16 protein-coding genes and 3 tRNA genes are annotated in these 14,133 nt (G+C 75.0%); 12 read left to right on the plus strand and 7 right to left on the minus strand.

Annotated features, from left to right (window positions below):
• Nucleotides 1–14 precede the first annotated feature (14 nt).
• From K8Z61_RS09480 to K8Z61_RS09510, 7 genes are all read left to right on the plus strand, one after another.
• The gene (locus tag K8Z61_RS09480) at nt 15–1,430 is read left to right on the plus strand and encodes a hypothetical protein (RefSeq protein WP_224128867.1); all 1,416 of its coding nucleotides are present in this window, start codon (nt 15–17) and stop codon (nt 1,428–1,430) included.
• A 235-nt stretch (nt 1,431–1,665) separates the two neighbouring features.
• Nucleotides 1,666–2,829 carry a hypothetical protein gene (locus tag K8Z61_RS09485; RefSeq protein WP_224128869.1) on the plus strand — a complete coding sequence of 388 codons (1,164 nt, stop codon included), beginning with the start codon at nt 1,666–1,668 and terminating at the stop codon, nt 2,827–2,829.
• 1 nt (nt 2,830) lies between these two features.
• Nucleotides 2,831–3,685, plus strand: coding sequence for a hypothetical protein (locus K8Z61_RS09490; RefSeq protein ID WP_224128871.1), 855 nt, complete (start codon nt 2,831–2,833; stop codon nt 3,683–3,685).
• A gap of 22 nt (nt 3,686–3,707) precedes the next feature.
• Complete coding sequence (locus K8Z61_RS09495) at nt 3,708–4,991, plus strand: Ig-like domain repeat protein (RefSeq protein WP_224128872.1); 1,284 nt, start codon at nt 3,708–3,710, stop codon at nt 4,989–4,991.
• Nucleotides 4,988–5,968 (plus strand): sortase domain-bontaining protein, encoded by a 981-nt coding sequence (locus K8Z61_RS09500; protein WP_224128874.1) that lies wholly within the window; start codon nt 4,988–4,990, stop codon nt 5,966–5,968. Before K8Z61_RS09495 ends, K8Z61_RS09500 begins: the two co-directional genes overlap by 4 nt.
• 61 nt (nt 5,969–6,029) lie before the next feature.
• Nucleotides 6,030–6,806 (plus strand): phosphate ABC transporter ATP-binding protein PstB, encoded by a 777-nt coding sequence (gene pstB / locus K8Z61_RS09505; RefSeq protein ID WP_224129415.1) that lies wholly within the window; start codon nt 6,030–6,032, stop codon nt 6,804–6,806.
• Entirely contained in the window at nt 6,803–7,315 is a 513-nt protein-coding gene (locus K8Z61_RS09510; protein WP_224128876.1) for a hypothetical protein, read from the plus strand. The genes pstB and K8Z61_RS09510 overlap by 4 nt, the downstream gene beginning before the upstream one ends.
• Before the next feature lie 16 nt (nt 7,316–7,331).
• On the opposite strand, the gene K8Z61_RS09515 is transcribed toward K8Z61_RS09510, so the two are convergent.
• Nucleotides 7,332–7,628, minus strand: coding sequence for a Rho termination factor N-terminal domain-containing protein (locus tag K8Z61_RS09515; RefSeq protein ID WP_224128878.1), 297 nt, complete (start codon nt 7,626–7,628; stop codon nt 7,332–7,334).
• A gap of 95 nt (nt 7,629–7,723) precedes the next feature.
• On the opposite strand from K8Z61_RS09515, the gene K8Z61_RS09520 reads away from it, so the two are divergent.
• A complete protein-coding gene (locus tag K8Z61_RS09520; protein WP_224128880.1) occupies nt 7,724–9,637 on the plus strand; it encodes a clostripain-related cysteine peptidase in 1,914 nt (637 codons plus the stop codon).
• A 30-nt stretch (nt 9,638–9,667) separates the two neighbouring features.
• On the opposite strand, the gene K8Z61_RS09525 is transcribed toward K8Z61_RS09520, so the two are convergent.
• Nucleotides 9,668–10,141, minus strand: a complete 474-nt coding sequence (locus K8Z61_RS09525; RefSeq protein WP_224128882.1) for a hypothetical protein — start codon at nt 10,139–10,141, stop codon at nt 9,668–9,670.
• Nucleotides 10,138–11,301: a serine/threonine-protein kinase gene (locus K8Z61_RS09530; RefSeq protein ID WP_224128884.1), complete on the minus strand. Its 1,164-nt coding sequence runs from the start codon at nt 11,299–11,301 to the stop codon at nt 10,138–10,140. Before K8Z61_RS09530 ends, K8Z61_RS09525 begins: the two co-directional genes overlap by 4 nt.
• A 201-nt stretch (nt 11,302–11,502) precedes the next feature.
• Between K8Z61_RS09530 and K8Z61_RS19280 the strand changes: the two genes are divergently transcribed.
• A complete protein-coding gene (locus tag K8Z61_RS19280; RefSeq protein WP_224128887.1) occupies nt 11,503–11,925 on the plus strand; it encodes a hypothetical protein in 423 nt (140 codons plus the stop codon).
• On the opposite strand, the gene K8Z61_RS09540 is transcribed toward K8Z61_RS19280, so the two are convergent.
• Nucleotides 11,912–12,292, minus strand: a complete 381-nt coding sequence (locus tag K8Z61_RS09540; RefSeq protein WP_224128889.1) for a hypothetical protein — start codon at nt 12,290–12,292, stop codon at nt 11,912–11,914. The genes K8Z61_RS19280 and K8Z61_RS09540 overlap by 14 nt on opposite strands.
• A 163-nt stretch (nt 12,293–12,455) precedes the next feature.
• A tRNA-Phe gene (locus tag K8Z61_RS09545) sits at nt 12,456–12,529 on the minus strand.
• 105 nt (nt 12,530–12,634) lie between these two features.
• Between K8Z61_RS09545 and K8Z61_RS09550 the strand changes: the two genes are divergently transcribed.
• The 3 genes from K8Z61_RS09550 (at nt 12,635) to K8Z61_RS09560 (ending at nt 13,345) form a co-directional block, all read left to right on the plus strand.
• Nucleotides 12,635–12,707 (plus strand) — tRNA-Glu (locus K8Z61_RS09550).
• A gap of 127 nt (nt 12,708–12,834) precedes the next feature.
• Nucleotides 12,835–12,911: transfer RNA gene (locus K8Z61_RS09555), tRNA-Asp, on the plus strand.
• A 77-nt stretch (nt 12,912–12,988) separates the two neighbouring features.
• Nucleotides 12,989–13,345: a metallopeptidase family protein gene (locus K8Z61_RS09560; protein ID WP_224128891.1), complete on the plus strand. Its 357-nt coding sequence runs from the start codon at nt 12,989–12,991 to the stop codon at nt 13,343–13,345.
• A 21-nt stretch (nt 13,346–13,366) separates the two neighbouring features.
• Here K8Z61_RS09560 and K8Z61_RS09565 read toward each other — a convergent pair whose 3' ends face one another.
• The gene (locus K8Z61_RS09565; RefSeq protein WP_224128893.1) at nt 13,367–13,720 is read right to left on the minus strand and encodes a CrcB family protein; all 354 of its coding nucleotides are present in this window, start codon (nt 13,718–13,720) and stop codon (nt 13,367–13,369) included.
• Entirely contained in the window at nt 13,717–14,127 is a 411-nt protein-coding gene (locus K8Z61_RS09570; RefSeq protein WP_224128895.1) for a CrcB family protein, read from the minus strand. The genes K8Z61_RS09565 and K8Z61_RS09570 overlap by 4 nt, the downstream gene beginning before the upstream one ends.
• Between the last annotated feature and the right edge of the window lie 6 nt (nt 14,128–14,133).

Genomic DNA, 14,133 nt, shown 5'->3' on the forward strand with positions numbered 1-14,133 from the left:
GAGGAGGTCACGCCATGCGGCATCTCGCGTCCGCGTCCCTTGCCGTGGTCCTCGCCGGCGGGCCGATGCTGCTCCCGCCGCCGGCCCTGGCCGACGACCCGTCGACGCCGACCCTCCGGGTGCTCCCCGGGCACGGCGACTGGACGGACACGCCGGCCCTCGAGGGCCCGTCCTGCTCCCCGTCGGCCGCGACCTCGACCGTCACGCTGCGGGGGCCCAGCCTGCGCGCGGACGCCCTCGTCGCGCCCGCCGAGCTGGCCCGCGCGCGGCGGACCGCCTCCGGCGACCAGCGCGTCCTGGCGACCTCCTTCGCCGCCTTCTTCCACGACACCGGCGTCGCTCCGGTCGTCGGGCGTCCCTACGTCGTGGCGTGGACCTGCCGCGACGCGGGCGGACGCCCCCTGACGACCGTCGAGCGCTCGGTGACGTTCGAGCGCACGGGCGACTCCCTCGCCTTCCGCACGCTCCCCCCGGCGAGCTCCGGCGCCTCGGCGTCCGCGAGCGCCGTCGACCCGGCGTCGGCGTCGCAGCCGACCCCCAGCCCGACCCCCAGCCCGAGCGCCGCCGCGTCGTCGCCGGCGCGGCCTGCGACGACCACCGCGCCCGCGGTGACGACGGCGCCGCCGGTGACCGTGCGACTCCGCGCCGACGGCCCGACCAGCCGCTGGCATGCCGCGCGGTTCACGGCGATCGTGCCGGCCGGATCGCGCGGCGTCGTCCGCCTGCTCGTGGACGGCCGGCAGGTGCGGACGGCGCGGGTCGCCGCCACCGGTCGCGTGCGTCTCGTCGCGCCGTTGCTCCGGGTCGGCACCCACCCCGTGCGTGCCGTGTTCGTGCCGGCCGATCGTCGACTCGCGCCCGTCGCCTCCCGTGACGTCTCGCAGATCGTCGCCGCCGACCCGGAGCGGGTCGTGGCCCAGACGCTGCGGGTCGAGGTGCAGCCCGGTGCCCTGACGATCTCGGTGCCCGACACCTCCGACGGCCAGGTCGCGCTGGGCCAGCCGGTCCTCGACCAGTCCGGCGGCCAGATGGTCGCGAGCGGCTCGCTCGACCCGATCGTCGTCTCCGACACCCGCGCCGGTGACCCCGGCTGGACGGCGTCCGGCAGCGTCACCGACTTCGTCCAGACCCGCGACGCGACCCAGCGCATCTCGGGATATGACCTGGGCTGGACGCCGACGATGACCTCGGTGTCGTCCAACCAGGCTCCCGGCTTCGCCCTCGGACCCCGCATCCGCCCCGCCCTCGTGGCGGCCGGCGGCATCCCGGCCGACCCCGACCTCGGCCTCCACGACTCCCGGATCCTCGCCACCGCGACCGCCGACCACGGCAGCGGCACGGCGTACCTCGGCGCCGACCTGCTGCTGCAGGTGCCCACCGAGACCCCTCCGGGCCGTTACGTCGCGACGCTGACCATCACGGTCGGCTGAGCGCGGCCGGCGTCCGACCACGACGCCGGCGGCACCACCCAGCAGGACCAGCACCACCCAGCAGGACCAGCACCACCCAGCAGGACCAGCACCGCCCAGCAACGCCCAGCAACGCCCAGCAACGCCCAGCAACGCCCAGCACCACCCAGCAACGCCAAGCACCACTCCGCATCACCGGCCGGACGGCGACCACCGCCCGACCCCGGGTCGACCCACCCACACGAGACGGAATCCCATGACCACCCTCAGCAGGCTCCTGGCCGCCGCAGCCGTGCTCCTCGGCACGCTCGCCGGCCCGGCCCGGGCGGACGGCCCGACCACGCCGCCCGCCGGCACCCCGACACCGGGTGCCCCCACGTCCATCGCCCCCGACCCGACGAACAGCGGCGGCAAGAGCCGCGTCACCGTCGGCATCCAGACCGCCACCCCGCAGGGACCCGACCAGCGGGCGCGGTACGTGTACACCCTCGATCCGCGCGGCGTCCGCCAGGACACCGTCGCGGTCTTCAACTACAGCGGCCGCCCGGCGGTCGTCGGGCTGAGCGCCAAGGACGCCACCTCGACGCCCGAGGGCGCGTTCATCATCCAGGACGAGGCGACCAAGGCCACCGACGTCGGCTCCTGGATCTCGCTCAGCCGCACCCGGCTGACCCTGCCCCCGCGCTCGATGGCGCTCGTCCCGTTCCAGGTGGGCGTGCCCTACAACGTGACGCCCGGTGACCACGCCGGCGCCGTGCTGCTCTCGATCGCGACCAGCAGCATCAAGCAGGGCAAGCAGGTGATCGTCTCCAACCGGGTCGGTCTGCGCGTGCTCATCCGGGTGCCCGGGGCACTGAAGCCGCAGCTGACCATCGAGAACCTCCGGACGGAGGCCCGCGGCGGCTGGCACTGGTGGGGCTGGACCCGGCCCCACACGACCTACACGGTGCGCAACACCGGCAACGTGACGCTCACCGGCGCCACCTACCTGCGCTACCTGCGGTCCTTCGGCATGGACCCGCTGTCGGTGCCCGACGGTCAGCTGCCCGACCTGCTCCCGGGCGGCACCACTGACGTCACCGTCGACCATCCCGGCGCCTTCACCTTCTGGCACCTCACGACCGAGGTGCAGGTGGACCCCGCCGGCCAGGACCTCGGCCAGGTGGTCGCGCCGACCGCGATCGCCCGCACCACGATCACGGTGATCCCGTGGGCGCTGCTCGCGGTGCTCGTCGCTCTGGTGCTGCTGCTCCAGTGGGCGATCCGGCGGCTGCTGCGCCGCAGGGCCGAGCCCGAGACGCCCGAGGACGCCGACCCGTCCGCCGCGCCGGACGGCGACGGCCCGGCTGCGGCCGCGTCCGACCCCGTCCTCCAGACCGCCAGCACCGCCACCACGAGTCCCGCGAACGGAGACAGCTGACATGGCCCGCCACCACCGCCACGACCCCGCAGACACCGGACACCTCGCGCCGAGCTCGGCGATCCGTCTGCTCCTGGCCGTCCTCGCGGTCGCGCTCGGCGCCGTCGGCGCCCTCGGCGTCGCGGGCCCGTCCCAGGCGTCGTCCAAGCCCGCTCCCCAGTGGCAGGCCTTCGTGAAGCCCTCCAAGGGGGCCGACGACCAGCCGATCGAGGTGCGCACCTCCGGCGGCTGCCCGCCGCCGGCGACGAACATCATCGGCCGCGTATACGGCGCCGGCTTCCCCAAGGCGGGCCTCAACGTCATCGGCAACACCGACGCAGGGGTCTCGCAGAAGGGCGCGTTCACGACGGCGCTCTTCAAGTCGATGCGCGAGTTCATGTTCGACCAGCCGAACCCGGTGCCGCTGCGCGGTGTGTACCGCATCGTCGTCACCTGCCGCCTGCCCGACCGCGACCGCAGCTACGGCGACTACGTCGTCGCGATCCGGTTCACCTCGCCTCGCGCCTGGGTAGCGGCCCGCCCGGTCTCCACGACCCCTGGCTACCGTCCGGGGTCCTCGGGCTCTGCGCCGGGCGACCGTCCGTCGGGCGCTGCCAAGCCCCGTGGAAACGGCTCGTCGGGGCCAGGGGCCTTCTCGGCGCCGACGCCCGGCGACCAGGCGAGCCCAGGCACGGCCACCGACGGCTCGTCGCCGGGAGCGGCGCCGAACGGCACCGTCGACCAGCAGGCGGCTGCCGCGCTCGGCTCGACCGGGTCCACCTCATCGCGCCGTCCCCTGGGCATCGGCATCGCCCTCGTGGGCGGCGCCGTCGTCCTCGCCAGCATCGTCCTGCTCCTGCGCCGCCGCGGCGCGTGAATCCGACACCGAAGGAATGAAGATGAACCTCTCCCAGCGCTCGCGGCTCGCCGCGGCGACCGCCGCCCTCTCCGTCGTCGGGGTCGCCCTCCCGGTCGCCTTCGCCGTGCCCGCGTCGGCGGCCTCCGTCGGCAAGATCTTCGTGACGCCGAACCCCGGCACGCAGGACGACTTCCTGACGATGGAGACCGACGCGCCCTGCCCGAGCGGCACCGAGGCGATCAAGGCGAAGCTGACCGGCCCCGGCATCGCCGACAACGGCAGCAACAACATCGTCGGCAACACCGACTACACGATCCTCGACACCAACGCCGACGGCGGGTTCACGGTGACCTCCGCGCGCACCATGAAGGCGTTCTTCCAGCGGCTGAGCATCACGCCGCAGGACGCCGACTACGGCGTGACGATCATCTGTCAGACCAGCGACGGCGCCACCGTGTTCGGCACCGAGAACGGCACCATCCACATCACGCCCGGCTCCGGCGGCTTCGCGTTCTCCCAGGCCAGCCAGGCCGCCGCCACCACCACGGAGCTGTCCGTCTCGCCCAGCTCGCCGGTGGCGAGCGGCACGACCACCACGCTGACCGCGACGGTGACGCCCTCGAACGCCGCCGGCACCGTGCAGTTCAAGCGGGGCGCCACCAGCCTCGGCGCCCCGGTGGCCGTGAAGAACGGGACCGCGACGTTCGCGATCGCGATCGCGTCGGGCCAGGGCGACCTCGTCGCCGTCTTCACGCCCGACAACGCGAACGCCTACGCCGCCTCGACCTCCTCCGCGAAGGCGTACACCGTCGTCGACGCCCCGACCGTCACCGGCACGGCCGCGGTCGGCGAGACCCTCACCTGCGGCACCGGCACCGCCGGCACCAAGCAGTTCCAGTGGCTCGTCGACGGCGCCCCCGCCGCCGGCTTCACCTCGGCGACCGCGAAGGTCCCTGCCGCCTGGCTGAGCAAGCCGGTGCGCTGCAAGGTCACCACCTCCGCGGACGGCGGCTCGCTGGAGCAGCTGAGCAACACCGTCACGGTCGCCCTCGGCGCGGCTCTCAAGCCCACCACCAAGCCGTCGATCTCCGGCACCGCGAAGGTCGGCAAGACCCTCACCTGCAAGCCCGGCGCCTGGTCGCCGAAGGCGACCTCGTACGCCTACCAGTGGCTGAAGGCCGGCAAGAAGATCGCCGGCGCGACCAAGGCCACCTACAAGGTCGCCAAGGCCGACAAGGGCAAGGCGCTCACCTGCACCGTCACCGCCAAGGCGGCCGGTCACAAGGACGGCGTCGCGACGACGAAGGCCGTCAAGGTCTCATGACGCTCCTCGAGCCCGCCGAGCCGGACGCCCCGGTCTCGGCCGACGAGCCCCCTCGTGGGCGCCCACGGGGGAACCGGGCGGCGAGCTGGCGCGGGGTCGCGCGCCAGCTCGTCCGCCCGCCTGTCCGCGAGCTGACCGCCGCCGAGGCGATCCGCCGCGCTGCCCTGGGGTGCCTCGCGATGCTGATGCTGGCGACCCTCGCCGACGCGACCGTCGTCGGGATGCTGCGTCACGACCGTGCCCAGGCCCAGGCGTTCGATCGGCTGCGATCCGACCTGGCCAACGGCACCGCACCAGTCGGGCAGACCGATGTCGACGGACGGCTGCTCGACCTCGGCGCGCCGCTGAGCATCCTCTCGATCCCCGCGATCGGCCTCAAGGAGGTCGTGCTCGAGGGCACGACCTCCTCGGTGCTCGCCCAGGGCCCTGGCCACCGGCGCGACTCCGTGCTGCCCGGCCAGGCCGGCGTCAGCATCATCGCCGGCCGCCGCGCCGGGTACGGCGCCGACTTCTCGCGGCTCGACGAGCTCGCGCGCGGCGACGTCATCAACGTCGTCGGCAGCCAGGGCGTGCAGAGCTTCGAGGTCGTCGGCGCGCGTCGTCCGGGGGACCCCGTGCCGGTGCTGAAGGCCGGCGCGAGCCGCCTGACGCTCATGACGGCCTCCGGGCCGCCCTTCCTGCCGAAGGACGTGCTGCGCGTCGACGCGATGCTCACCTCGAAGGTGCAGCCGGCCCCCGCGCCCGTGCTGAGCTCGGCGTCCCTCGGTGCCGACGAGGCGCCGATGGCCGGACAGCGCGACATCGGCCTGCCGCTGTTCCTCTGGGCCCAGCTGCTGCTCCTCTCGCTGACCGGCGTCGTCGTGCTGCGTCGGCTGTGGGGCCGCTGGCAGACCTGGGTGGTGGCGGTGCCGCTGCTGGGGCTGGCCTCCCTCGGCGTCGGCCACCAGTTCGCCCTGCTCCTCCCGAACCTGATGTGAGGTCACCGTGAACGACAGCACCCTGCGCCGCGGCCGCGGCGCCACCGCCACCGCCGAGCGACTGCCCGGCGAGCTGCGGGCCACGAAGGTCGCCGCCTGGTTCGGCGACCACCAGGTGCTCGCCGATGTCGACCTGGAGATCCCGGCAGGCGAGGTCACCGCGCTCATCGGGCCCTCCGGATGCGGCAAGTCGACGTTCCTGCGCATGCTCAACCGGATGCACGAGCTGGTGAAGACCGCCTCGATGGACGGGCTGATCGAGCTCGACGGCGAGGACGTCTACGACCCGCAGCGCACGCTCACCGAGATCCGCTCGCGGATCGGCATGGTGTTCCAGAAGCCCAACCCGTTCCCGACGATGTCGATCTACGACAACGTGCTGGCCGGGCTGATGCTCACCGGACGCAAGGCGAACCGCGACGAGGCCGACGAGCTGGTGTGGACGAGCCTGCGGCGCGCGTCGCTGTGGGACGAGGTGAAGAACCGCCTGCGCGACCCGGCGGCCGGCCTCTCGGGCGGTCAGCAGCAGCGGCTGTGCATCGCCCGCGCGCTGGCGGTCGGGCCCGAGGTGCTGCTGATGGACGAGCCGTGCTCGGCGCTCGACCCCACCTCGACCCACCGCGTCGAGGAGACGATCCACGAGCTGCGCGGCCAGATCACGATCGTCATCGTCACCCACAACATGCAGCAGGCCAGCCGGGTCTCCGACCGCACGGCGTTCTTCCTGGCGTCCTCCACGACGCCCGGCGGCATCGTCGAGGCGGGTCCGACGACGCAGATCTTCGGGGCGCCGGTCGATCCGCGCACGGCCGACTACATCGGGGGCCGGTTCGGATGACCCCGCGCTGGGAGCGGCGCGAACCGCGGCCCCTGGCGGGAGAGGGCATCCGCGAGCGCCGCGAGCAGGGACGCCGCCGTCGGACGCCCGCCGAGCCGCGTCCGCGCGCGCACCGGTGGCAGGGCGACCGGTGCCTGGTGTGCCGGCTGGGCCGGCGCGAGGTCTGGACGGCGGACGCCGCCGGGCAGGCGGTGCTGACGATCCGGTGGATCATGCCGGGCGGGCGGCCGATCGGGCTGCAGGTGCTGAGCCGGCTCGTCGACCCGGCGCGGGAGACCCCCGCGGGGCCGAGCGTCCCGCAGCTGCTGCGGGAGCTGCGGTGGATCCCCGAGCCTCCGTGCCCGGGCTCGCCCGAGGGCTGGATCCCCTGGGGCGTCACGCTGCTGGGCCTCGGGCCGGGCGACGACCACACCGGCGAGGGCGTGCTCGAGGCGCTCGGTCTGGCTCCGCGGGCGGAGGTCGAGGAGACGCCCGCGGCCGTCGACGCCGGCCTGCCCCAGGTCGGCTGACGCCGGGCCCGCCGACTCAGTGGGTGCGGAGCGCCTCGACGAGCTCGGCCTTGCGCATCGTCGAGCGGCCCTCGACGCCGATCTCGGCGGCGCGGCGCCGCAGGTCGGCGACCGTCCACTCCTCGTAGGCGGGGGAGTGGCCGCCGCGGCGTCCGACGCTGGAGCGGCCGTCGCGAGCGGAGGCGTTCGCGATCCGCGCCGCCTTCTCCTTGCTCGCGCCCTCGCGGCGCAGCGCCTCGTAGGTGGCGTCGTCCTTCACCGACGGGCCGGGCCCATCCTGGCGGCCGGAGCCGCCGCGTCCTCGTCGTGGCATGGGGACCTCCTCGTGCGCGCGGTTTCCCGCCGACGCCGACGCCCACCCCTCGATCACCCGGGTGGGCGAAGCCCGGCGCGCCCTAGCGTGCGGCCATGCGTGCGACCCCCCGCGCGCGTCGGACCGTCGTCCGGTGCGCCGTCGTGACCCTGCTGACCGCGCTGTCCGGCTCCGCGCTGGCCGCCTGCTCGACCTCCGAGCAGGACGCGCCCGAGGCCGGGTCGTGGACCGTCCTGCACTACTCAGTGGCCGACAACGACCTCGAGGAGCCGATGGTCCAGGACGTCGACGAGCTCGGCTCGGTCGGCTCCCGGGGCAGCTTGACGGTGCGCGAGTTCCTCGACCGCTCCCCGGGCTACACCGACGCCGAGGTGCTCGACCAGGGCGACTTCGACGGGGCCCGGGTGCTCGACCTCGGCGAGCCGGGCACCTCGACACTGGTCGACGACCTCGGCGACGTCGACTCCTCCGACCCCGCGACGCTCGCCTCGTTCCTCGCCGACGGGCTGGAGGCCCACCCGGCCGACCACTACGCGCTGGTGATCTCCGACCACGGCGGCCAGTGGAGCGGCATCGGCCTCGACGAGACCTCCGGCGGCGGGCTGCTCACCCTGCCCGACCTGGTCGAGGGCATCGGCGACGGGCTCGAGCAGGCCGGCGTCGAGCGGCTCGACCTGCTCGGCTTCGACGCCTGCCTGATGGCCGGCTACGAGGTGGCGGCCGCCATGGCCCCCTTCGCCGACCGGATGGTGGCCTCCCAGGAGCTCGAGCCCGGCCACGGCTGGGACTACTCGGCCTTCGAGGTCGCGGCCGACGGCGCGACGCCCGACGAGCTCGGCCGGGCGATCATCGACGGCTTCCGCGAGCAGGCGACCGCCCAGGAGACGGTCTCCGGCGTCACCCTCGCGCTCCTCGACCTCACCCGCCTCCAGCCGCTCACCGAGGCGGTCAGCGCGTTCGGCGACACCCTCTCCGACGACCCCCGCGTCGTCCCCGCGGTCGGCCGCGCCCAGGCGCAGGTGATCGGCTTCGGCCGCAACCCCGACCCCGAGCAGGACGCCCACCTCAGCGATCTCGGCGAGCTGGTCGCGGCGGTCGGGAAGGAGTCCGACGACGCGTCCGCCGCGGCCGACCGCGTCCAGCAGGCGCTGGACGACGTGGTGGTCGAGGAGTTCGCCGGCGAGGCGCGGGCCGGCGCCACCGGCCTGTCGATCTACCTGCCGCCGTCGGTCGACTACTTCTCCGCCGACTACGCGAAGGCCGTCTCGACGCCGTGGATCGGCTTCCTGCGCTCCTTCTACGGCCTGGCCGAGCAGGCCGCGCAGGACGTCCTGCCGACCTTCGTCCAGGACGAGCCGGACGCGACGATCGACGCCGACGGCCTCACGCTCACCGCCGACTACGACCCCGCCGGGCAGGACGCCCTCACCCGCGCCACGATCAGCTACGCGCGGGTCGAGCGCGACGGCACGATCACCTACCTCGGCGAGGAGAGCGCCGACTACGGCACCGCCGACGAGCCGACCGCCGTCGGCACCTACGACTTCACCACGCTGCGGATGTCCGACGGCGAGGACGCCGTCGACGCCTACACCGACCTCACGGTGCAGGACGACGGCTACGCCACCTTCCAGGTGCCGCTGGACTACTACGCCCCGGACGCCGAGGACGACGCCGACCCGACCGACGTGCTGCTCAAGCTCGTCGTCGACCCCGACGCCGGCGAGATCGTCAGCGAGACCTACTACGTCTACGACCCCGAGACCTCCGCGTACGGCGAGGGCGAGCTCGACCCCGAGGGCATCATCGCGCCGAAGCAGCCGAACTACGACGCCGAGGGCACCGAGACCTGGGTGTCGACCTCCGACGTCGGCCTCTACGCCGACCTCGAGTCGATCACCTACGACTTCGTGCCGCTGCGGAAGGGCACCCGGCTGCAGGTCGACCTGAGCCTCTACGACGCCGCCGGCAACGTGGCGTCGTCGAGCACGGAGGTGCGGGCGCCCTGAGCCGGGCGCACCCCGGACCGCCGACGCGGGTCACCGCTTCGGCGCGCCCGGGCCCTTCCGTTCGTCTTTGACCTTCCCGCGATCGCCGCCCTTGGCGGGCTTTCCGGGCTTCCCGGGGTCCTCCTGGTCCTCGGCCTCGCCGGACTCCTCGGCCTCCTCGGACTCGTCGGGCGCGGTCGTCGGCGTCGGCGTCGGGGTCGGGGTGGGCACGGTGTCGAGCAGGGCCAGGGCCGCCGCGTCGATCCGGTCCGCCCGGGACGCGCTCAGCGTGCCGTCGGCGACCGCGGACGCGGTGACGCGCCGGAGCGCCTGCACGGCGGCGGCGATCCGGTCGGGGTCGTCCGAGACCACCGCGGCGTCGACGCGGTCGAGGGCGGACGCGAGGCCCGGGGCGGTGCCGGCGGCGGTCGTCCCGGGGGTCTGCGCGTCGGACCCGCCGGCCCCGCAGCCGCTGAGCAGGACGGCGAGCAGGAGCCCGGCGGCCGGGAGGGCGCGCCTCCTCATCGGTCCACCTCCTCGTGCAGACGGGTCAGCGGGTCCCGGTAGCGGCTCGGGACGCCGTACGGGATGCCGCTGCCGGGGGTGCTGGTCGAGGCGTCCGACGGGATGCGGGGCGCGGGGGTCGACGCCTCGGACCCGCCGCGCGCGAGGGCGGCGACCACGAGGACGACGGCGAGCGCGAGCCCCACGGCGATCAGCGCGCGGGTGGCCTCGGGCACCGCTCGCACCCGGTCGCGGATCGTGGCCCAGCGCTCCGACGCCGGGGTCGAGGCCGACGGGGGAGCGGCCACCGGGGCCACGGCGGTGAGCAGCCGCGTCGAGCCGTCGGACGCGGTCGACGCCGCCGGCCGGTCGGGCAGGGGGGCCGCGGCCAGCCGCTCCGCCACCGCGGCGGCGGTCGGGCGGCGGGACGGCTCGAGGTCGGTCATCTCGCGCAGCAGCGCGACGAGCGGGGCGGGCAGGTGGGCCGGCACGTCGGGCGCGTGGTGCAGCCGCCCGAGCATCGCCTCGACGCCCGAGCCGGGGTAGGCCCGTCGTCCGGTGAGGCACTCGAGCAGGACGAGCCCGAGGGCGAACACGTCGGCGGCGCCGTCGACCCGCTCGCCGCGGAGCTGCTCCGGCGCGAGGTAGGGCGCGGTGCCGACGGTCTGGTCGGCGCGGGTGACGTCGGCGGTGCCGTCGAGCAGCCGGGCGACGCCGAAGTCGGTGAGCCGCACCTGCTCGCCGTCGAGCCCGAGCAGGACGTTGGCCGGCTTGACGTCGCGGTGCACCACGCCACCGGCATGCACGGCCGCCAGCGCCCGGGCGAGCGCGCCCCCGACGCTGCGCGCACGCTCCGGATCGAGCGGCCCGTCGCCGAGCGCGGCGGCGAGCGTGGGGCCCGGCACCAGCTCCATCACCAGCCACGGCCGGTCGTCGGTGATGCCGGTGTCGAGGACCGTGACGAGGTGGGGGTGCGAGAGCCGCGCCAGCACCTGCGCCTCGGCGAGGAAGCGGGTGCGCGCCGCCTCGTCCGGGGCGTGCGGGTCGAGCAGCTTGATCGCGACGTCGCGGCCGAGCCGTCGATCGTGACCGCGCCGCACCTCCGACATGCCGCCGCGGGCGATCAGGTCGCCCACCTCGTAGCGATCCCCGAGGACGCGGGGCGAGGCGGTCGTCGACACGGGTTCCTCCTGGGTCGTCGGGAGCGGACCCGGGGCTGATGCCCCGTCCGGGCCCTCGGCACGCGTGAGGAGCCCCACGGGTGAGGCGTGGCAGTGCCCGGCCGCGGTCGGATCTGCCGGTCTGGTCCGGGCTGACGCCGAGCCCGCCACGCCGTTAGCGTCCGGGGCGGGGCGGCACGCGCTCCGGGACGGGAGGTCGTCGTGCTCTGGTTCGCCGTCGCGTTCGGGATCATCGGCCTCGCGGGCATCCCGGTCGTCGTCGGGATCGTCGACCTCTGCCGTCCGCCCGTTGCCCGCAGCGCCTGGGCCGGCCTCGCCGTCGGACTGGTCGCGTTCGTGACCGTGGGCTGGCTCAACCTGTGGCCGGTCTACGTCGACGACGGCCGCGTCACCTGCCTGTTCGACCCCACCGCCGAGGTGCTCGGGCCGGAGGGGTCGCGGGCGCTCGTCGACGCGGAGCCCACCGCCCAGGCGCGACGCCTCGGCGCGGACTGCCTCGACGCCACCCGGCAGCGCTTCTGGGGTGGCGTGGGGCTGACGGTCGCCTCCGGCCTGGTCTGCGTCGCGACCCACCGCCGGCCCCGGGCCTTGGCGTCCCCGCGCGTCCTCGTCAGGGCGACGTGACCGCCCGATCCGCGGTCGCCGTCGCGAAGCGGCGCGGCACCCAGAGGACCGGGTCGACCGCACGCACCTGACCGTCCTGCGCGACCACCTCGACGAACGACGAGAACGGCGCAACCGCCTGCCGATAGGTCACCAGCACCCCGGCCGGCGTGCGCCGGGTGCCGGTGACCCGCAGGTCGCGGAACGGCCGACGGTGGTGGCGGCGCGCGCCGGCCCACGAGCGCAGGCACATCGGCACCGACGCCGCGTGCTCGTCGCAGTACCGGACGCCGGCCTGCCGGCTCGTGTCGGCCGGCGCCTGCTCGACGAGGTCGCGCAGCACGAGCAGCGTGCCGAGCGCGGCGAGCAACGGCAGGCCACGTCGCATGGGCGCCCCCTCGATCGACCAGCCGGACATCCGGGCTCTCGGACGCTGGGCCCGCGCGGTCGGCGGCCGCATGGCCGGTCCAGCCCGCCCTGGACGCAGCGACGGCCCCCGCGGAGAACCGCGGGGGCCGCCTCAAGCTGCAGGTGGAAGCCCTGCGTGCTCGTGGGCAGGGGCGGGGTCGAACCGCCGACCTTCCACTTTTCAGGCGGACGCTCGTACCAACTGAGCTACCTGCCCGAGCGGGCATACCGTACAACAGCGGCGAGACGGCGTCCCAATCGTCCGCCGCCCGTGGGCGCTGGGCCGCGCGCCACTATGCTGGCGCCGCGCCGTGAGGCGCTGGCCCCCATCGTCTAGCGGCCCAGGACCCCGCCCTTTCACGGCGGTAGCGCCGGTTCGAATCCGGTTGGGGGTGCTGGTGGACGACGTCCGCGCGGCTTGGCGTGAGGCGGCGCGACCACCTCGTCCGCGGCGGGTTCCGTGCCCGCCGAGGCTCGAATTGGGCGCGGACGCGCACCTGGGATATGGTTCCCGCGCAGCGAGGCCCCGTAGCGCAGTTGGTTAGCGCGCCGCCCTGTCACGGCGGAGGCCGCGGGTTCGAGTCCCGTCGGGGTCGCCAGCGATCAGCCCCGGACCGTCACGGTCCGGGGCTGATGTCGTTCCCGGGCCCGCGTCCGGCCCTGGCACGCTGGTCGCATGCCGCTGGAGATGGACGACGCGCGCTTCGACGCCCTCGTCGACGACGCGCTCGACGCGATCCCCGACGAGCTCGCGCGGCTGGTGCGCAACGTCGTCGTGCTCGTCGAGGAGCTCCCGCCGGCCGAGGAGCCGCAGGACCTGCTCGGCCTCTACGACGGCGTCGCCCTCACCGAGCGCGACTCCAGCGTGGTGCCCGGTCTGCCCGACCGCATCCTGATCTTCCGGCGGCCGCTGCTGGAGATGTGCGAGTCCGAGGACGAGCTGGTCGAGGAGGTCCGCATCACCGTCGTGCACGAGGTGGCCCACCACTTCGGCATCGACGACGACCGGCTGCACGACCTCGGCTGGGGCTGAGGCCGCGGCGGGATCGGGCGGTCAGGCGGCGAGCACGAACCCCAGCGCGCACAGCGCCAGCCCGAGGGCCAGCGTCCCGCCGGCGTAGGCGAGGCCGAGCAGCGGACGGGTGCGCAGCAGACCGTGCGTCTGCACGGCGAGGCCGGAGTAGGTCGTCAGGCCGCCGCACAGGCCGGTGCCGAGCAGCGCCAGCGCCGCGCCGTCGAGCGCGAGCCCGGCGAGCAGGCCGAGCAGGAACGAGCCGACCAGGTTCACCAGCAGGGTTCCGGCCGGCAGTCCGCCGGACGCGTCGAGCCGCCCGGCGGCGAGGAACCGCAGCGGGGCGCCGACGCCCGCACCGACCGCGACCAGGGCGCCGTCCACCAGGGCGCTCATGCGGGCCCCCCGTCGCGGTCCTCGAGGAGGGAGCCGAGCGCCGTGCCGACGACGACCGCCAGCAGCGCCGCGCCGAGCGAGCCGACCACGTACGCGGCCGCGGTGGCCGCAGCACCGGCGTCGAGCAGGGCCCGGGCCTGCTCGGAGGTGGCCGAGAAGGTGGTCCAGCCGCCGAGCACCCCCGCGCCGAGGAACGGCGTCAGCAGCGGACGGTCGTGACCCCGGCGCCGGGCCGCGGCGGCCACGACCGCCGGCAGCAGCGCCAGCAGCAGGCTGCCGGAGACGTTGATGACGAACGTCGTCCACGGGAAGCCGGTGCCGACGTCGGGCGCCGACTGCAGCAGCGCCCAGCGCGCGACGGCGCCGAGCGCGCCGCCGGCGGCGACGACGCCGAGCTGCGTCCGCACCCCGGT

Origin of the sequence: Nocardioides sp. TRM66260-LWL (genome assembly GCF_020075545.1) — a bacterium.
GTDB lineage: Bacteria > Actinomycetota > Actinomycetes > Propionibacteriales > Nocardioidaceae > Nocardioides.